We start from the raw sequence: 18,731 nt of genomic DNA on the forward strand, positions 1-18,731 counted from the left end.
TCATCTCCTCATTAAACTTCTCTTTCTTCTAAAATCAATCTTAAAACCATATTTGCTTGATGATTGGCTGCTATTGCTACCCTTGGTGCCATCAACCCACAACCTGGCTTTGCTTCTGAAACTTCGTCCCCCACTAAGTAAAGGTTATGCATCACTTTTTTTGTTTGAACTGTATTACTGGAAAAATATCCTGCCATACCAGAGGCAGCTACAATAGGTGTTTGGGGAAGTTTTTCTAATACTGTGTTTACTAACTCTGCTTTACACAAAGGATTGTCAAAGGCCTCCGCAATAATGTCCACCCCTGCAAAACAGTCTTGGATATTTCCTGCATCAAGATAAAGGTTCTTTATCTCCACATTTACAAAAGGATTGATAAGAGAGATGATCTCCTTTATCGCCTCTGTTTTCGGCATCCCTATATGGCTTACAAAGTACTGCTGCCTGTTTAAATTGCTAGGCTCCACCACATCAAAGTCTATCAATACTAGCTTTCCTATACCTACTCTTGCTAAAGAAATGGCTATATTTGAGCCCAAGCCCCCTAGCCCTGCAATACCTACAGCAGCCTTTTTCACTTTTTCATGTACGCCTGGGGTGTGTCTAGCCACCAAGAGGGCTTCCAACTCCTCATGACTGGGGATCTCACCTTTTTTAATAAAACTCACACTGTCCCCTTCCTTTAACAACATATCTTCTTTAATGATGAAACCATTAAGAATAACAACATCCGCATCTTCTTTTACCTGATCTTTTAGTTTAAAAGCTGTCAAGTCCTCTTCTATATATACTGGCTCCTCGTTTAAAAGAATCTTCATTTTTATCCGCCTCCAACAAAGCTTACAATTTCTACTTGATCTCCTGCATTTAAAATGGTTTCAACATACTGTTCCTTTGCAACAATTTCATAATTGACTTCTACCACAACTCTATCTTTATGTAAGTTAAGTTTTTCTAGCAGTTCTATAATTGTGAGACCTCCTGGCAAATTCATTTCCTTACCATTGATAATCATTTCTTTCCCTCCTTAAAAATAATATACATAGGCGTTGGCTTAACACAGTTATTACCAAAATTCTCTTGAACTGTCATCCTGAGCGTAGCGAAGGATCTTGGAGTAGCCAAGAATTTTACTAACACTAAGATCCTTCGACTCCACTTTGCTTCCCTCAGGATGACAAATTAGGAAGCAGCCTGCATGAGAATTGTCATTCCGAGGATAGCGAATGGGTCTTAGATGTATTTCCAAAGAAAAAGGAAGCTTCCCCAATAGAGAAGCTTCCTTTAGATAAAAAGTTTAAGATATCTAAATATCTAAACCATTTCATGTCTTCGTTAAAGTTGCTTTCCTACGGTAGTATTAGCTACATCAGGTTCAAGGGTTAGGATTTTTCCTTCTCAGCCCAAAGGCACCCCTAGCGAAATTATTTAATTAATAGTTTCATTATAGGATAGTATTCTTTCTTTGTAAAGATGGTAAAAAATTCTTTTAAAGACATCTTAACATTTTTTTCTAAAGTTTTTATTGCTTTTTAGTAACAACTCATGTTAAAATGATGATTATTAATTTTATGAATATTGTTGAAGTCGAATGAAGATAGCGGAATATTTTTCTATAGACCGTTATTGGACGAGCCTCTGGAGAGACTCTAATGAGCACCGAAGGGGAAAGCCTTTTAAAGGTGAAACTCTCAGGTAAAAGGACAGGGGATTTTAAGTGTTAGAAAAGGAACCATTGTTTGTGCTATTCCCATAGCCCTATAATGGCGTTTTCTTGCATTTAAAATCCTTGTTGCCAGAGACTAGATAATTTTATTTGGTCTTTTGTCTTTTTTTGTAGCAAAAAATTTACTATTTTTATAAAGGAGTGATGAATAAAATGAAAGCATTTATTAGTGTAGTAGGTGAAGATAAAATTGGTATCATTCATGGCGTAACCTCTGTATTGAAAAAAAGCAGTGTGAATGTTTTAGACATCAATCAAACACTGCTTCAAAATAATTTTGCCATGGTAATGTTGGTGGACCTTGAAAAAATGACCATCGATTTTAAACAGCTTAAAGACGACTTAGCTGATGCTGGCAAAGAAATAGGTGTTGCTATCAAAATCCAGCATGAAGATATCTTCAATACCATGCATAATATCTAAAAAAAGTTAGGGGTTGAACTGAATGATTAATTTTCATAACATCATGGAAACCATCAAAATGATTGAAAAGGAAAAGTTAGATATAAGAACGATTACTATGGGAATTTCTCTTTTAGATTGTTGTGATACTTCAGGCGAACAAGCTAGAAAAAAAATCTATGATAAAATTACAAGATATGCAGAAAATCTGGTAAAAGTAGGAGAAGAAATCGAAACAGAATATGGTATTCCTATCATCAATAAAAGAATTTCCGTTACGCCTATGGCCCTTATAGCTCAAGCCAGTGAAGACAAAAGCTATGTAGCCTTTGCAGAAGTATTAGATCGAGCAGCGGCTACTGTAGGTGTTAATTTTATAGGAGGCTTCTCAGCCCTCGTTCAAAAAGGCTACTCACGGGGAGATAAGATCCTTATCGAGTCTATCCCTGAAGCTTTGGCAGTAACAGAAAAAGTATGTTCTTCCATCAATGTCGGCTGTACAAAAACAGGAATCAACATGGATGCGGTGAAGGATATGGGCAGAATTATAAAGCAAGCTGCTTATCTAACAAAAGAAAGGGACAGTATCGGTTGTGCTAAATTAGTGGTCTTCGCTAATGCGGTAGAGGATAATCCTTTTATGGCAGGGGCTTTCCATGGTGTAGGAGAAGGGGAGTGCGTTGTCAGTGTTGGTATCAGCGGTCCAGGAGTTGTAAAATGTGCTCTAGAGACTGTAAAAGGACAAAGCTTTGATGTTATGGCAGAAACCATCAAAAAAACCGCCTTTAAAATTACAAGAACTGGTCAATTAGTAGCCAATGAAGCGGCTTCAAGACTAGGTGTTCCTTTTGGCATCATAGATTTATCCCTCGCACCTACTCCTGCTATAGGAGATAGTGTAGCAAGAATTTTAGAGGAAATGGGTTTAGAAAGCTGTGGCTGTCATGGAACAACTGCTGCCCTGGCTCTTTTAAATGATGCTGTAAAAAAAGGAGGCATCATGGCTTCTTCTCATGTAGGGGGCTTAAGTGGAGCATTTATTCCTGTTAGTGAAGATGAAGGCATGATTGCTGCTGTAAAGGCTGGTTCATTAAATCTTGAGAAATTAGAGGCCATGACCTGTGTTTGTTCTGTAGGTTTAGACATGGTGGCGATTCCTGGAGACACACCGGAATCTACAATATCTGCTATCATTGCTGATGAGGCTGCCATCGGTGTTATCAATAATAAAACAACAGGCGTTAGAATTATTCCTGTTCATGGTAAAACAATAGGAGATGAGGCAGAGTTTGGCGGTTTATTAGGAACAGCACCTATTATGGCTGTAAGTAAGTTTTCCAGTGATGACTTTATTCAGCGTGGAGGTAGAATTCCTGCACCTGTCCATAGCTTTAAAAATTAATAATTTTGTTAAAAAAGACGATAGAGCTTTTACTTGCCCTATCGTCTTTTTTATAGGAAAGATTTCTATATCCCACTGCCAGACCTACAACTTACCTATATTATTCTACAGTGCTGTCTTCAGTATAATTTCTCCTTCTTTTAAGTCGATCTTAATATGATCTCCTTCAACAAACTTATTTTGCAAGTAATCTTCGGCAATTTCATCCTCAATATACTTTTGAATGGCTCTTCGCAAAGGTCTAGCACCGTACTTTTCATCATAACCCTTTTCTAAGATAAAGGATTTTACTTCCTCAGTAACCTCTATCGTCATATTCTTCTCCTTCACCTCTTCTAATACTTCCTTCAGCATTAAGTCTATAATCTTATAAAGTTCTTCCTTATTCAGTTTAGTAAAGACAATCGTTTCATCTATTCTGTTTAAAAACTCTGGTCTAAAGGTTTCTCTTAGTGCTTCTTTTATGCGGCTCTCTAAAGCTTCATAATGATCCTTCCCAAAACCAATGCCGGTGGATTTTAGTTGGGTCCCTATATTAGAAGTCATAATAATAATGCTGTTTTCAAAATAAACAGTTCTTCCCTGACTATCTGTCAGTCTACCATCCTCAAGAATTTGTAATAGTAGGTTAAATACATCGGGATGTGCTTTTTCCATTTCATCTAGAAGAATTACAGAATAAGGTCTTCTTCTTACCTTCTCCGTCAATTGTCCTCCCTGATCATAACCTACATATCCTGGAGGTGCCCCGATTAATTTAGAAACTGTGTGCTTTTCCATATATTCTGACATATCCATGCGAATCATTGCTTCTTCACTACCGAAAAGTTCCTCTGCTAAAGCCCTTACTACTTCTGTCTTCCCTACTCCCGTAGGTCCTACAAATATAAAGGAAGCAGGTTTCTTCTTTTTTCTAAATCCTGAGCGATTACGCCGTATCGTTCTAGCCAGACTTTTAATAGCTTCTTGTTGGCCTACGATACGCTGATGCAACTGATCCTCTAGCTTAAGGAGTTTTTGAGCTTCTTTTTCTGTAATTTTTTGTACAGGTATCTTCGTCCAAGTCTCTATGACAAAGGCAACATCCTCCTCTGTGATTTCTATATGACTACAAGAGTCCTCAAGAAGTGTGATTTTATCTAGCAGTCTACATTCCTCCACCTTATATTCTGCTGCCTTTTCATAATTACTTCCCTCTGCTGCTAATTCCCTTTTACACTGCACATTTTTATATTCTTCTCTTAAAGCTTCTAACTCTACTAAGCCTTGATTCTTTAAATTCGCCCGAGAACCTGCTTCATCTATAACATCAATCGCTTTATCAGGTAAATATCTATCAGTAATGTACCTTTCTGATAGTCTCGCTGCTGCCTCTATTACCTTATCAGATATTTCCACCTTATGATATTCCTCATAATAGCTTCTTATCCCCTTCAAAATTTCAATAGTTTCTTCTACTGTAGGCTCTTCTATTGTAACCGGCTGAAATCTTCTCTCTAAAGCTGTATCCTTTTCAATATGTTTTCTATACTCCTCAAGGGTCGTGGCACCAATGACCTGTATTTCCCCCTTGGCTAATGCAGGCTTTAAAATATTAGCAGCATTCATGACACCACCATGAACCTCTCCCGCCCCCATAATATTATGCACTTCGTCAATCACTAAAATAATATTTCCATAGTCTTGTGCTTCTTTGATAATTGCCTTCATACGTCCTTCAAACTGACCTCGGAATTGTGTTCCTGCTACGATAGCGGTTAGGTCTAAGAGATATACTTCCATATTAAACAGCTTTGCAGGAACCTGCTTTTCTATAATTCTAAGGGCTAACCCTTCTGCAATAGCAGTTTTTCCTACGCCAGGCTCTCCTACTAGTATCGGATTATTTTTTGTCCTTCTGTTTAAAATTTGAACTACCCGATCTATCTCCCTGTATCTTCCAATAATTCTATCTATTTCATTATTTTTAGCTTTTTCTGTTAGATTGGTTCCAAAGGTATCTAAGTTTTTCTTTTTTCCCTTAGATTTTTTCTTCTTAACATTTCCATCCCCATATTCTGAAGCTTTGGAAGTATAAGTATTACTATCGTCATTTGGAGAAGAAGTATTATTAAACAAGTTCATCAATGAAGGATGATTTTCTAGTCCTCCCATATCCATATCCACATCCATATCCATTTCTTCCTCTTCAAAAGAATCACTGATATCCTCTGTAAGATTTTCTATCTCTTCCTCCGTCATCCCCGTTTGCTGCATCAGTTGATCCACAACCGGCAAACCCATTTTTTTGGCACAAGGTATACAAATCCCCTTCATCTCCGATTTTCCATTTTCAAACTTTGTTGCAAAAACCACTGCTGTGTTTTTATTACAAATAGAACATTTCTTCATAAATCTCATCTCCATATTTCTTATATAATATTGTGGATTTTAAGTAGCCTTCCATGTAAAGCCATATACTTTTTTTATCTTACTATATTGTTTGACATCATTATCATTAGCGTTAACTTAAGCCACAATTTGTCATCCTGAGTAGAGCAAAGCGGAGTCGAAGGATCTTAGTGTTAGTAAAATTCTTGGCTGCTCCAAGATCCTTCGCTACCCTCAGGATGACAGTTCAAGAGAATTCTGGTAATAATTGTACTAAGTTAACGCCTATGCCATCATTATAGCATTTTTTGTCTGCAAGAAAAAACAACTATGTAGGTTGCAATAAAACTTTTGCAACTTAATATATTACTGTTTTCAAAGGTAGTTGTTATTATTTGATAACTTGTGTAAAATTATAAATGATTAGATATCTTTTTAATCTATAAAATAGACTATCTATAATTTATACTTTTTTTCCTAAAATCCTGCTAAAAAAATTAAAATTTGTTTTCTATAACAGTTAGTATTATTATGCTATAATTACATACATACTATATAATATGTTATAATAGATTAAAAATTTGTATATGGGAGGGGCCTTATGAGTAAAAATGTGAATATCGATTGGAGTAAACTGAGTTTTAATTATATCAAAACAGATCTTCGTTACATCTCTCGATGGAAGGATGGTCAATGGGATGAAGGAGAACTGGTAGAAGATAATCAGCTTGCTATAAGCGAAGCTTCCACAGCCCTTCACTATGGACAACAGTGTTTTGAAGGATTGAAAGCCTACGGTACTAAGGATGGCGGTGTACAGCTTTTCCGACCTGATGAAAACGCCAAGCGTATGCAGGACAGCTGTAGACGAGTTTTAATGCCAGAAGTACCGGTAGAAAAATTCATAGATGCATGTATCCAAGTAGTGAAAGCAAACGAAGCTTATGTACCGCCTTATGGTACAGGAGCAACCTTGTATTTAAGACCTTTTGTGATTGGTGTTGGTGATAATGTTGGTGTAAAGCCTGCACCTGAATACATATTCTCAGTATTTTGTGTTCCTGTAGGACCTTATTTTAAAGGTGGCCTAGCCCCTGTAAACTTTACTGTTTCTGAATATGATAGAGCGGCACCTTATGGTACAGGAGCGGCAAAGGTTGGAGGCAACTACGCTGCTAGTCTTTATCCTCATGAAGTAGCGGTTAAAAAAGGTTTTGCAGATTGTATTTATCTAGATCCAGCTACCCATAGCAAGATTGAAGAGGTAGGAGCAGCAAACTTCTTCGGTATTACAAAAGATGATAAATTTATCACACCAAAATCTCCTTCTATCTTACCTAGTATCACAAAGTATTCCTTGATGCATATAGCAAAGGACTATCTTGGCATAGAGGTAGAAGAAAGAGACGTGTTGGTGGATAATTTAGATGAATTTAAAGAAACTGGAGCCTGCGGTACCGCCGCTGTAATTACACCTATAGGCGGTATTGAATATAAAGGAAAACTTCATGTTTTCCATAGCGAAACTGAAGTCGGCCCTGTAACGAAAAAACTCTATGATACCCTTTATGGTATTCAATTCGGGGATGTAACCGCTCCTGAAGGATGGATTGTAAAGGTAAAGTAAATTACATAGGTACATATTCATATTAAAAGCTTGCCGTAAAAAGGCAAGCTTTTACTTTTGAAGACTTTGTCGTCTTGAAGGATCTTGGTTGACAGCAGTGATGATAACATTCTTCAGAGTATTATCATTTATCTTCAGCACCGCTTATATTTATAAAGAATCTGTCAATACTATAGTTGGAGTTGTCTAAAATCATCTATATAAGATGGAGGTATCCTATGAAGAAGAAAGTACTTTTTTTATTGTTTTTATGTTTTCTATTGGTCTCCTGTAGAAACCCAATGGATGAGCGCATGGAAACCGATGAATCTTCCATCTTTGGCATGGGAGAAGTAGAATATTGCAGAATTACTGCTGATACAGCGGATGTAAAAGCAGGTATTGGTAATGATTTTAATACCATTAAGACCCTTAACAGAGATGATGTTATAAGAGTATTAAGCCAGGTGGATGATAGGTATGTTGTACAGCTTGACAACAACGAAGTCGGCAGCATAGATACTACAGATGCTACACCTGTTGTGCGTGATGGAAATGTGCAGCAGCTCCAAACAATGGACCCAGATCGAGAACCTCAGATAGAGGATGCAGTGCCGGAAGTGCAGGCTGGGGACCAACCCCCTGAAGCAGAAGCACAGCCCCAAACCCAGTCTCCTGCTCCCCAAGCTGCTCCCGCAAGGGATACTGCCATTGAAGGGCTAAGTGCTGTTGAGGAACAAATGATAAACTTGGTAAACCAAGAAAGAGAAAGAAATAATCTTCCTATCCTACAAGTAGATTTAGAGGTCACTAGAGTTGCAAGGATTAAATCTCAGGATATGGTGGACCAAAACTATTTTAGTCACTATTCTCCAACCTATGGAAGTCCTTTTGAGATGCTGGATTCTTTTGGCATAAAATACTTACACGCTGGAGAAAATCTTGCTGGTAACCCATCAGTGGAAGATGCACATACTTCACTGATGAACTCCAGCGGGCATAGAAAAAATATTCTCAGTCCGGATTTTACTCACATTGGTATAGGTGTAAAACCCAGTGGCCGATATGGTCAAATATTTACACAGCTGTTTATAAGTAAACCTCAGTAAAGAATGTGAACTTCTACAGCTAAAACCAACATCAGTAAATCAAGTGGAAAGTCTATTCCACCTGATTGAGAATCCCGCTTACACTAACCTTTAGAGCATGATAAAGCAGATACTTACTAAGTTCACATAGGAAGGCTTAGGGCATCTGCTTTATTGTTGTAGTAATTAAGTTGTAAAAATTTTATTGTAACTTGTATAGGTAACTTTTATTTAACCTTCAAGCCCACGTGCCATCAATACCCCCATCACTGAAGCCATCATAAGACCTCTTGTCCAACCGCTGGAATCCCCCAGACAGTATAATCCCTTGATATTAGTTTGAAAGTTTTCGTCTAAGTTGATTTTATTACTATAGAATTTTATCTCAGGGCCATATAGTAGTGTTTCCCTGCTGGCAAATCCCGGAACTACAATATCCATTGCCTTAATAAAGTTTAGTATATTTAATAAAGGTCTATAGGGAATTGCAGAGGCCAAATCTCCAGCGATGGCATCCGGCAGCGTAGGTCTTACGTTGGATTGCTGCAACTCATGCTGCCAAGTCCTCTTGCCATCCAGAATATCACCGTATCTTTGCACTAAAATCTTACCATTTCCCAACATATTTACTAGTTCTGCCACCTTTTTTCCGTACTGGATTGGCTGATTGAAGGGATGGGAGAAATTATGGGAACTCAATATGGCTAAATTGGTATTACTAGACTTCCTGTCTTTGTAGGAGTGTCCATTAACGATGGCTAAATCATTATCGTAATTCTCTTGACTAACGAAACCTCCAGGGTTTTGACAGAAGGTTCTTACCTTGTTTTTGAAAGGAGCTGGATAACCAATTAGCTTTGACTCATATAGTACATCATTGACCCTTTCCATAATCTCGTTTCTTACTTCTACCCGAACCCCAATATCTACTGTACCAGCACTATGGTTAATGTTATGCTTTAAACACATCTCCTGAAGCCAATCCGCTCCTTTTCTACCTGTAGCCACAATAATCCTGTCAGATAGCAGTGTTTCTTCCTCCTTCTTGGTCTTTGCATCTGCTATAATAACCGCCTTTGCCTTCCCTTCTTCTATAATGAAGTCTTTAACCATTGTATGAAATCGAATCTCTACCCCAGCCTCTAGTAAAGTATGCTGCAACTTCAGATATATCTCTTGAGCTTTTTCCGTACCTAAATGTCTGATAGGGCAATCTACTAGTTTTAGTCCAGCTTCTATTGCTTTTTTTCTAATTTCCTTGACTTCACCAGAATTTTCTACTCCCTCCACCTTGGTATCCGCTCCATACTCCAGATAAATACCATCGGTATAATCAATGAACTGCTGCGCCTGGTCAGACCCGATTTTATCTGGCAAGTCTCCTCCCACTTCATAGCTTAAAGACAGTTTACCATCAGAAAAGGCTCCAGCTCCTGAAAAGCCTGTGGTTATATCACAATAGGGCTTACAATAGACACAGCTTCTAGTTTCCTCCTTGGGGCAATGGCGTTTATCTATGGCTCTTCCCTTTTCAATAATTAAAACCTTTTTAGATGACTTTTGCCTTACCATCTCTAGTGCAGTAAAAATTCCTGAAGGGCCAGCCCCTACAATAATTACATCATATTTCAATATCCTCATCTCCTATAAAATAAATAAAATCGAATTTTTATTATACATAAAAACCAATAGTTCGACTTATGTCGAACAATATTTTTTTCTTTAATTATATTGTACAAGTTTTCTTCTCCCTTGACTAGGGCTTTTATATTAAAAATTTGTAAAACCTTAATCTATTAACTATCACACATCCTCCTTATAGTTTATACTAAAAAAAGAAAGTAATTACTGTCATAAAAAAAAAGAAAAAATTCTTGTTGAAGAATTTTTTCTTTAAAAGCGTATAGTCTTTTCCCACGATATGATTTGTCTTTTTTTCTTAGCCTTTATATAGTAGTATAGACTTCTAAAGAAGAGAAAAATGAAGAGCTGGGCATAGGTAAAATACATAATAAAACCTATGAAGATATTTAATGGAGAGATGGTCTTCTCCATGATCTGTGCACTAAATAGTTGAGATGTATATAAGACATATGAGGTATACCATATCAGCATCATGGGAATGGATGTATCCATCCTAACCAGACCCAATAATCCTGCTATAAACCACGCATCTGAAATCACTAGAAAAACTAAAAAAATAACATAGACCAAAACCTGCTGTAATGTATGTACTAACATTTTCCCTCTATAATATTCGAAGGAAGAAAACATCTTTTCCAATAAATATAAATTACCTTGAAGCCATCTTGTTCTTTGCTTAATTAATATCTTAATTTTTTGAGGCTCCTGTTCCCAAGTAACTGCTTCAGGGATAATAGGTAACAGCCCTCCCGCCTTAGTAATTCGCAGCGTTAACTCTGCATCCTCTGCCAATGCATACACATCGTACTCTCCAATCTTATCAAGAGTAGATCTCCTTAAAAGCATATTGGTGCCAGTCAAAGAACCGGTCTTAAATAAAGTCCACCTTCCTGACTGCATCAATAACTGAAAAATTTGGAACTCTAGGGAAATCATTCGTGTAAGCCAGTTGGTATTTTCATTGATGGTTCTTACATAGCCTACAGCCCCCACTGCATTAGGTATGCTTTCTGCCGCTTCTACTAATCTTCTTAGTGCTTCAGGCTCCGGCTGATTATCTGCATCATAGACAACAAAATACTCCGATTTTGAAATCTGAAGCCCATAGTTTAAAACCCTAGACTTTCCTTTAGGTTCCCCTTCAGGTACGGGTATGTGATATAAATTTTTAAACTTATTAGAAAAACTTTCTGCAATTTCCGCTGTCTCATCTTGTGAGTTATCGTTTAACAAATAAATATACACTTCCCCTGGATATGCTAACCCCACCATCGCTTCTAAAGTTTTTTGCAGAACCTTACCTTCATTATGTGCAGGTATGAGGATATCTACACTTGGGTAATACTTTAAACCTGGATTCTCCCTATGCTTGCCTCGATAATATACACCAAAAACTGTTAAGATACAATAATACAAAATTACAACACCAAATACAGAAGAAGTTATAAATAACATATATCTCAAGCTGTTTTCACCTCCTTCTTTTGAGGATCTATTCTTTGAATATCTACATCTAACTCTCCTTGGCTTAGCTGAAGTTTTTGATTTACACTAATAAGATAGCGGTTTATGGCAATCTCCATTCCCTCTTTATCAGTGTTCTGTAACAACACAACAAAGGAGTTCTCATCCCATTTGCCTACTAAGTCATAATGACTTCTAAAGGTTTCCAGTGCCATATTGGTCAATGTATGAAATGTAGCAGAATAAGCGTAATTATCTTGCTTTCTTAAGCATAAACGAATCTCATAGCCTGCTTCCCCTCTACGTTCCATCGATTTCTTAATTAAACTGCTTCTTTCTTCAAACTCCTTCTTAGTCAATAATCCCGAATTTCCTACATATTGAACTAATGTTTCTACTTTCCTTCTCAAAGCATTGTTTTCCTCTTCTAACTCCTTCGATAAATACACGCTACCATAGATCATACTCATATTTACTATGAAAACAAGATGGTGAAAAATTACCTTTACCTGCATAACTGTCTGCCATTCTTTTATAAACCCCACGATAAGAAAGACTACAATACTCAGTAGGTTATAGGCCACTAGTAGAAGAAAACTCCTTCTTTTTGATAAAGCATTGAATACTATCATAAAAATTATATATTGTCCTATAAAATACCTTACTTGCCCCTGGGAAAGCAGGTAAAAGACTGTAATATAAAAAAGCAAAAATTGCCCAGCATATAGGATGGTTAAGCCCCTTATATATTTCATCTAAGATTGCCCCCCTAAGATGATAAATATTTTATATATTATCTTTAATGATACGATAAATACTGCTTATTTCCTATAAATTTTACAGAATTTATGTAAACCAATTTTTGCTACTTCCCATGCAGGATTGAGTTTAAACATAAAAACAGCAGCATAATCACTTTATGCCGCTGCTAATTACTCGATTTCGCCCGCCTAACTTGGCTTGATATAACGCTTTGTCTGCACTATCTATAAATGCTTCGATAGAATAAGATTCCTTTGGGATGATAGTGGCCACCCCTAGGCTAACGGTAATATAAGGAATTACCTGAGAATATTTATGCTCAATAGCCAACTGCTGAATGGTTTTTCTTAAGTCTTCTGCTACTAAAGTTGCCCCTTTTCCATCTGTTTTAGGCAGTATAGCAACAAATTCCTCTCCACCATAACGTGCTACGAAGTCCATGGGTCTTTTGACAGAAGCAGCTAGGCTTTTGGCCACCTTTATTAAACACTCATCTCCCTTTATATGTCCATAATGATCATTATAGGCCTTAAAGCAGTCAATATCTATCATAATAATTGATATGGGTTGTTGCTCTCTTATACTATCACGCCAACTTCTTTTCATGTACTCGTCAAAGCTTCTTCTATTTGGTATTCCTGTAAGACCATCAAGGTTTGAAAGGGAATGAAGCCTTCCATTAGCCTCCTGCAGTACTAGAACTTCCTTTAGTTTTTCCTCAAGTAATTGAGCTTGTTCCTTCAATAGCTTTTTTTGCCTATAAAGATCTAAAAATACATTTACTTTACTTTTTAATATGACTGGTTCTATAGGTTTAAATAAATAGTCTACAGCTCCGATTTCATATCCCTTGAAAATAAACCTTTTCTCTTTATAAATAGCGGTAACAAATATAATAGGCACATGACGTGTCCTATCATTTCCCCGCATAAGCTCAGCTGTTTCAAAACCATCCATTTCCGGCATTTGAACATCTAGTAATACCAAAGCTATATCATGTTCTAGCATTAGTCCTAATGCTTCATTACCAGAAGTTGCTTTAATAATATTACAATCTATCGATTCAAGTAATCCTTCAAGCACCAAAAGATTTTCTACTCGATCGTCTACAATAAGTATATTTATCTCATCATTTATCTTATTGTTCTTCATTTAATCATCCCACCAAATCATTTAATAATGGCCCTATCCTATCTAGCGGAAGTACATAGTCTACCTTTGTTCTAGCTATTGCTGCACTAGGCATAATGTACGCTTCAGCAGACTTAGGTTCTTCTACAATCGTCAATCCGCCCCTCGCCTTTACTTCTTCTAAACCTTTACTCCCATCACAACTTGCACCAGTAAGAATAATGCCTATTAATCTATCACCGTAGGCATCTGCCGCTGACTCAAACAAAACATCAATAGACGGTCTTGAAAAATTAACCTTCTTCTCCACCGATAGTGACAAGTGTCGATCTTTTTCTATCATCAGATGATAATTAGGAGGTGCAATATAGGCACATCCCTTCTGTACTAGCTCCTTCTCATTGGCCTCTTTTACTTGAATTTTGCATAAGTCCTTCAAATACTGTATAAGAAAGTTATCTGAATAAGGACTTAGATGTTGAACAATCAGTATAGAAGCTGAAAAACGCTTAGGTAAGGTGCTAAGAATCATCTTAAGGGCCCGTATACCTCCAGTAGAGGCACCTATAGCCACAGCTTCATATTTCATTACTATCCCTCCATGCCAAGTCCTTTATTAGTGATTAATTTTTTTGAAATATTCGTTCTTTCTCATTTACTACTTGAAACTTTTTTTCCCAGTTCAAAAATTTTATGTTTTCTTTAGAACCCAAGCATAAAATACCACCATAGCATAGACTTTCATAAAAAAGATGGATGACCCTATTTTGAAGTTCTCTATTGAAGTATATGAGTACATTTCGACATATGATCATGTGCATTTCACCAAATACTCCGTCAATCACAAGGTTATGATCTGCGAAAATCATTTTTTTCTTGAGGGTTTCATCCAATGTGACGAAGTCACGCTTTGCAGTATAATAATCAGAAAATGATGTTGTCCCCCCAGCTTGTTGATAATTATAAGTATACTCTTTTATTGTGTCAATGGGATATATCCCTTCCTTTGCTTTCTGTAATACCTTCTCATTAAAATCAGTAGCATAGATTTGAGCCCTTTCATACAAACCCTCTTCCTTCAGAAGGATCGCCATTGAATATACTTCCTCACCGGTAGCACAGCCTGCTTGCCATATTTTTATATAAGGATAGGTTTTTAAAACAGGAATGACTTCTTTTCTGATTGCTCTGTAGAAGGATGGATCGCGAAACATTTCTGTGACATTAATAGAAAAATCCATAAGCAATACTTCAAAAAACTTTCTGTCATAAAGCACCCTATAAAGCATTTCAGAAATATTGCTTAACTTAGAAATGGAAAGTCGCCTTAAAACCCGTCTTTTAATATGGGCTCGTGAATAATTTCTAAAGTCGTGTCCATACTTCAAAAATATTGCTTCCAGTAAAAGTTCTGTTTCGATATCCTGATTATGTAAATTATATAAAGATTTCTCTTTCATCATCTATATAACCACACCCTTAAAAGTGACAATAGTTTATTTGTTTCAATTGGTTTTGTTAAATAATCATTGGCTCCAGCTTCAATACACTTTTGACGGTCTTCCCTCATTGATTTTGCAGTTAGAGCAATAATAGGGATCTTAAAGAACTTTTTATCTCTTCTAATCTTCTCTATGGCGGTATACCCATCCATCTCTGGCATCATAATATCCATGAGAATTAGATCTATATCAGCATTTTCTTGCAGCTTATCCACGCCTTCTTTTCCATTTCTCCCTACAATTACTTCCATTCCTTTTTCTTCTAGCATATTCGAAAGTGTAAATACATTTCTCATATCATCATCTACAATAAGGATTTTTCTCCCTATCAAAGTTTCTTCTTTTTCTTCATTTGTTCGAATTGTCTTTTGACTTTTATGCTCTCTTCTTTCCTTCAGATTTGACAAGAATAAATCTATCTCGCCAATCAATCTCTCTGTAGACCTAGCACCTTTAATAATGATACTTTCCACATACTGGTGTAGTAATGTCTCCTCGTCGAGGGTAAGGGATTTTTCTGTGTATACTATGATAGGAATTTCTACAATCTCTTGTACCTTCAGCTTTTCTAAAAACTCAAAACCTGACATATCCTTAAGTTTTACATCCAATATCATGCAGTGGATTTCTTGAGTTTTTAATAGATTGATTGCCTCCATACCAGTTTCTACCGATGAAATTACCCTATCTTTCTTTTCTAAGGTTTTTACTATTTTATAGCTTTCAGCCCTATCCATACCGACCACAAGCAATCTTTTGAAATTTTCTAGATCTTCTACCTGATGAGATAGATCACACTTATCTTCTCTAGAAGTTGCCACTTCTTCATAGTCTATTTTCTCACCAGGAACTATAGGAAGAATTAAAGTAAAAGTACTTCCTTCTCCTTCTTGACTTTTTATATGAATCTTTCCTCCCAATACCTTGACAAGCTCTTTGGTAATGGATAAACCTAAACCTGTACCACCATACCTTCTACTAGTGGTACCGTCTGCCTGCTTAAAAGCCTCAAATATCACAGTATGCTTCTCTGGTGAAATCCCTATCCCTGTATCTTCTACCGAAATAATTACTGGATTTTTTAAACTTGTCTCTGCACTAGATAAAAATTCTTTTTCAGAACAAGAAATTTTTAAAGTAACACTTCCTTCTTCAGTAAACTTAAATGCATTGGAAAGAAGATTATTAAGAATCTGTTGAAGCTTATGGACATCAGTGAAGATTGTTTCTGGTACCTCTTGATCTACTAGAACATGAAAATCTAAATTCCTACTATTTGCAATTTCCCTAAAGGACTTTTCCATACTTTCTGCTAAATCTCGTAGTTTGATATCTTCTAAATTGATATCTACCTGACCTGCTTCAACTTTAGACAGATCTAGAACATCATTAATAAGCCTTAACAGCTCTGAACCTGCTGCATGTATTGTGCCTGCAAATTCCAGTTGTTTTTCTGTAAGAGGTGTCCGATCTTTTTTTTCTGCAAGCAGTTGAGATAAAACAAGGATACTATTTAAAGGGGTTCTCAACTCATGAGACATATTCGCCAGAAACTCAGTCTTGTATTTGTTAGCGATCTCAAGGGCCTTGGCCTTTTCCTGAATTTCACTTTGTGCATTTACTAGGTATTGATTTTTCTTATCGATATCACTTTTTTGTAACTCCAAGTTTTTAGTATGCTCTACTAGCTCTTCATTGATGACTCTCAATTCCTCCTGTTGAGATTGCAGTTGTGCTTCTGACTCCTTCAATGCTTGGGTTTGCTCCTCAAGTTCTCTATTACTTTGTCTCAGCTCTTCTTGCTGCACTTTAAGTTCTTCAGACTGTGCAGTCATTCTGTCAAGCAGCTCCTCCATCCTTATTCTAGCCTCTATTGCGTGTATATTAATGGCAATGTTTTGACTGATTTGATTCAAAAATTCTATTTGTATTTCAGTAAACTCATGAAAGGACCCTAGTTCAATAAGGCACTTCACTTCTTTATCAAGTAAGCAAGGGACAACAACAATATTTTTTGGAACAGCTTCTCCTACTCCTGAGTTTATTTTAATATAATCATCTGGGACATTGGATATAATGAAAACTTGCTTTTCTACTGCCGATTGACCAATAATTCCTTCTCCTAACTTAAATTCATTTGACAAATTCTTTCTTTTTTTATAAGCAAAACTTCCTAACAGCCTATAGGTATCTTCCCCATTTTTGATATAGATAGCACCAATTTGTGCCTTTAGATATGTAGCAACATAGGATAGGATATTATGACTTAAAGTCGCCATATCTTCTTGGCCTCGCATTTTTTCATTTAACTCTGCTTGTCCCGTTTTAATCCAATTTTGATCCTTATTTTCATTCATAATCTTCTGTAACTTCTCCATAAACCTATTAAAGTACTTTGCCATTTCTCCCAGCTCATCAGTGGATTCTACCTCTAATCTTACTTTTAAGTCTGCTTCTCCCTCCGAAATATCTTTAAAAGTACTAGTAACTGTATTTACAGGGAAAGTAACAATTTTAACAATTGCTATTGATACAATCACCGATATGATTAATCCCAATGCCGATAAAAAACCTAATCTTATTAAGGCTCTTTGATTATCTCGCTTTACCTTCGGTCCATAAATATCCTGCTCTTCTATAATAGAAAGTTTAATATTCTCCGCCAAATTTGCTATCTCTGGCCCTATCTCATGCAAATACCCTATCGTAGCATTTGTTTCCTCTACTACCTCACTTATCTGGATAAAGCTATTTAAGTACATTTCCTTATCTTCTTTTATTGCTTCTATGAGGGCTTTGTCACCAGAAGTATGAAAAACATCTTCAGTGAATTTTATCCATTGATCCATCTCCAAAAGTTCATTTTTTACCTTTTCTACCCTCGTCCTATCATAGTCTCTTAAAAAACTGTAAATCTCCAATCTTGCCAACATCAAATGATTAAGGGCCTTACTGCCACCATAAATCTTGTCTTCTTCTTGACTGTTATAGGCAACCTCCATCATCTTCGATAAATTTTTCTCTATTTCAGGTCCTTTGCTGGCAAGCACTTGAAATATCTGCTGCCTCTCAGCTTTATATGCTACAACTTTATTAAAGTTTTCTTTATATTCCTTAGCAAGCCTAGCGATAGTTTCTATACTTTCTCTACGTTCCTCGTGGTCGATCTTGCTATTTAGTTCAGAAATAAAGCCCTCCATTTTTAAAAAATTCTCCTGGAAAACCTTTTCCTGTGAAGCCTCTTCTAAACGTATAAAGTTTTTAAATGCAATATGGGTTTTAAAGAAATTCGCTTGTACTCTCCCAGCTAGCACTTCCTGTGTAGCTATCTCCCTATACTTTGAAAAGTCCTTATTCAACCTATTTAAACCAAGCCATTGAAATAAAATGGATACTACCAGTACAATCAATACTAGTCCAAATCCAACAGATATTTTTGTCCTTATCTTTAAGTTCTTTAGCAGCTCCATTTTAATGACCTCGCTCATATGTTTTTTAGGCACTCGTTTAAAATTTTTTCCTGTAATTCTCTAGACAAAGATGATGAGACCTTATTTGTGAAAGATTCACCAAAAACTATATAAAATTGTATTTAATGAAACTTTATCATAGTTTTCCAATATATTCAATAACA

At 36.4% G+C, this 18,731-nt stretch carries 14 protein-coding genes and 2 riboswitches; of the genes, 4 read left to right on the top strand and 10 right to left on the bottom strand.

The genetic code is table 11. The features are described from left to right. Positions 1-11: 11 nt before the first annotated feature. Complete coding sequence (thiF, locus tag CACET_RS18385) at positions 12-818, bottom strand: sulfur carrier protein ThiS adenylyltransferase ThiF (protein WP_044825544.1); 807 nt, start codon at positions 816-818, stop codon at positions 12-14. A 2-nt stretch (positions 819-820) separates the two neighbouring features. Then, positions 821-1,015 carry a sulfur carrier protein ThiS gene (gene thiS / locus CACET_RS18390; protein WP_044825545.1) on the bottom strand — a complete coding sequence of 65 codons (195 nt, stop codon included), beginning with the start codon at positions 1,013-1,015 and terminating at the stop codon, positions 821-823. 314 nt (positions 1,016-1,329) lie between these two features. After that, positions 1,330-1,427: riboswitch (TPP riboswitch) on the bottom strand. A 201-nt stretch (positions 1,428-1,628) separates the two neighbouring features. After that, positions 1,629-1,717: riboswitch (glycine riboswitch) on the top strand. A gap of 162 nt (positions 1,718-1,879) precedes the next feature. Here thiS and CACET_RS18395 point away from each other — a divergent pair. Together CACET_RS18395 and CACET_RS18400 are read left to right on the top strand one after the other, a co-directional pair. Beyond that, positions 1,880-2,149, top strand: coding sequence for an ACT domain-containing protein (locus CACET_RS18395; protein ID WP_044825546.1), 270 nt, complete (start codon positions 1,880-1,882; stop codon positions 2,147-2,149). A 22-nt stretch (positions 2,150-2,171) separates the two neighbouring features. Then, positions 2,172-3,530 (top strand): PFL family protein, encoded by a 1,359-nt coding sequence (locus CACET_RS18400; RefSeq protein WP_044825547.1) that lies wholly within the window; start codon positions 2,172-2,174, stop codon positions 3,528-3,530. A 105-nt stretch (positions 3,531-3,635) separates the two neighbouring features. Here the strand turns inward: CACET_RS18400 and CACET_RS18405 are convergent, their stop codons facing one another. Further along, complete coding sequence (locus CACET_RS18405; RefSeq protein WP_044825548.1) at positions 3,636-5,921, bottom strand: ATP-dependent Clp protease ATP-binding subunit; 2,286 nt, start codon at positions 5,919-5,921, stop codon at positions 3,636-3,638. Positions 5,922-6,501: 580 nt separating this feature from the next. On the opposite strand from CACET_RS18405, the gene CACET_RS18410 reads away from it, so the two are divergent. Then, the gene (locus CACET_RS18410) at positions 6,502-7,527 is read left to right on the top strand and encodes a branched-chain amino acid aminotransferase (RefSeq protein ID WP_044825549.1); all 1,026 of its coding nucleotides are present in this window, start codon (positions 6,502-6,504) and stop codon (positions 7,525-7,527) included. A gap of 218 nt (positions 7,528-7,745) precedes the next feature. After that, positions 7,746-8,615 carry a CAP domain-containing protein gene (locus CACET_RS18415; RefSeq protein ID WP_044825550.1) on the top strand — a complete coding sequence of 290 codons (870 nt, stop codon included), beginning with the start codon at positions 7,746-7,748 and terminating at the stop codon, positions 8,613-8,615. A gap of 210 nt (positions 8,616-8,825) precedes the next feature. Here CACET_RS18415 and CACET_RS18420 read toward each other — a convergent pair whose 3' ends face one another. The 7 genes from CACET_RS18420 to CACET_RS18450 all read right to left on the bottom strand — a co-directional run bounded on the left by CACET_RS18420 (position 8,826) and on the right by CACET_RS18450 (position 18,567). Beyond that, a complete protein-coding gene (locus tag CACET_RS18420; RefSeq protein WP_479722644.1) occupies positions 8,826-10,235 on the bottom strand; it encodes an NAD(P)/FAD-dependent oxidoreductase in 1,410 nt (469 codons plus the stop codon). 252 nt (positions 10,236-10,487) lie between these two features. Next, positions 10,488-11,693 carry a glycosyltransferase family 2 protein gene (locus CACET_RS18425; RefSeq protein ID WP_044825704.1) on the bottom strand — a complete coding sequence of 402 codons (1,206 nt, stop codon included), beginning with the start codon at positions 11,691-11,693 and terminating at the stop codon, positions 10,488-10,490. Between the two features lie 5 nt (positions 11,694-11,698). Next, the gene (locus CACET_RS18430) at positions 11,699-12,457 is read right to left on the bottom strand and encodes a hypothetical protein (RefSeq protein ID WP_044825552.1); all 759 of its coding nucleotides are present in this window, start codon (positions 12,455-12,457) and stop codon (positions 11,699-11,701) included. Between the two features lie 157 nt (positions 12,458-12,614). Beyond that, positions 12,615-13,616 (bottom strand): GGDEF domain-containing response regulator, encoded by a 1,002-nt coding sequence (locus CACET_RS18435; RefSeq protein ID WP_044825553.1) that lies wholly within the window; start codon positions 13,614-13,616, stop codon positions 12,615-12,617. Between the two features lie 4 nt (positions 13,617-13,620). Further along, complete coding sequence (locus CACET_RS18440) at positions 13,621-14,184, bottom strand: chemotaxis protein CheB (RefSeq protein WP_044825554.1); 564 nt, start codon at positions 14,182-14,184, stop codon at positions 13,621-13,623. 34 nt (positions 14,185-14,218) lie between these two features. Then, complete coding sequence (locus CACET_RS18445; protein ID WP_242846945.1) at positions 14,219-15,058, bottom strand: CheR family methyltransferase; 840 nt, start codon at positions 15,056-15,058, stop codon at positions 14,219-14,221. Then, entirely contained in the window at positions 15,055-18,567 is a 3,513-nt protein-coding gene (locus CACET_RS18450) for a response regulator (protein WP_052661500.1), read from the bottom strand. Before CACET_RS18450 ends, CACET_RS18445 begins: the two co-directional genes overlap by 4 nt. Between the last annotated feature and the right edge of the window lie 164 nt (positions 18,568-18,731).

Origin of the sequence: Clostridium aceticum (assembly GCF_001042715.1) — a bacterium.
Classification (GTDB): Bacteria; Bacillota; Clostridia; order Peptostreptococcales; family Natronincolaceae; genus Andreesenella; species Andreesenella acetica.

Bases quoted from the DNA above. Each gene is read 5' to 3' on its own strand.
- CACET_RS18425 (WP_044825704.1), bottom strand. From the start codon at position 11,693: ATGTTATTTATAACTTCTTCTGTATTTGGTGTTGTAATTTTGTATTAT.
- CACET_RS18400 (WP_044825547.1), top strand. From the start codon at position 2,172: ATGATTAATTTTCATAACATCATGGAAACCATCAAAATGATTGAAAAG.
- thiS (WP_044825545.1), bottom strand. From the start codon at position 1,015: ATGATTATCAATGGTAAGGAAATGAATTTGCCAGGAGGTCTCACAATT.
- CACET_RS18440 (WP_044825554.1), bottom strand. From the start codon at position 14,184: ATGAAATATGAAGCTGTGGCTATAGGTGCCTCTACTGGAGGTATACGG.
- thiF (WP_044825544.1), bottom strand. From the start codon at position 818: ATGAAGATTCTTTTAAACGAGGAGCCAGTATATATAGAAGAGGACTTG.
- CACET_RS18405 (WP_044825548.1), bottom strand. From the start codon at position 5,921: ATGAAGAAATGTTCTATTTGTAATAAAAACACAGCAGTGGTTTTTGCA.
- CACET_RS18445 (WP_242846945.1), bottom strand. From the start codon at position 15,058: ATGATGAAAGAGAAATCTTTATATAATTTACATAATCAGGATATCGAA.
- CACET_RS18415 (WP_044825550.1), top strand. From the start codon at position 7,746: ATGAAGAAGAAAGTACTTTTTTTATTGTTTTTATGTTTTCTATTGGTC.
- CACET_RS18430 (WP_044825552.1), bottom strand. From the start codon at position 12,457: ATGAAATATATAAGGGGCTTAACCATCCTATATGCTGGGCAATTTTTG.
- CACET_RS18420 (WP_479722644.1), bottom strand. From the start codon at position 10,235: ATGAGGATATTGAAATATGATGTAATTATTGTAGGGGCTGGCCCTTCA.
- CACET_RS18395 (WP_044825546.1), top strand. From the start codon at position 1,880: ATGAAAGCATTTATTAGTGTAGTAGGTGAAGATAAAATTGGTATCATT.
- CACET_RS18450 (WP_052661500.1), bottom strand. From the start codon at position 18,567: ATGGAGCTGCTAAAGAACTTAAAGATAAGGACAAAAATATCTGTTGGA.
- CACET_RS18435 (WP_044825553.1), bottom strand. From the start codon at position 13,616: ATGAAGAACAATAAGATAAATGATGAGATAAATATACTTATTGTAGAC.
- CACET_RS18410 (WP_044825549.1), top strand. From the start codon at position 6,502: ATGAGTAAAAATGTGAATATCGATTGGAGTAAACTGAGTTTTAATTAT.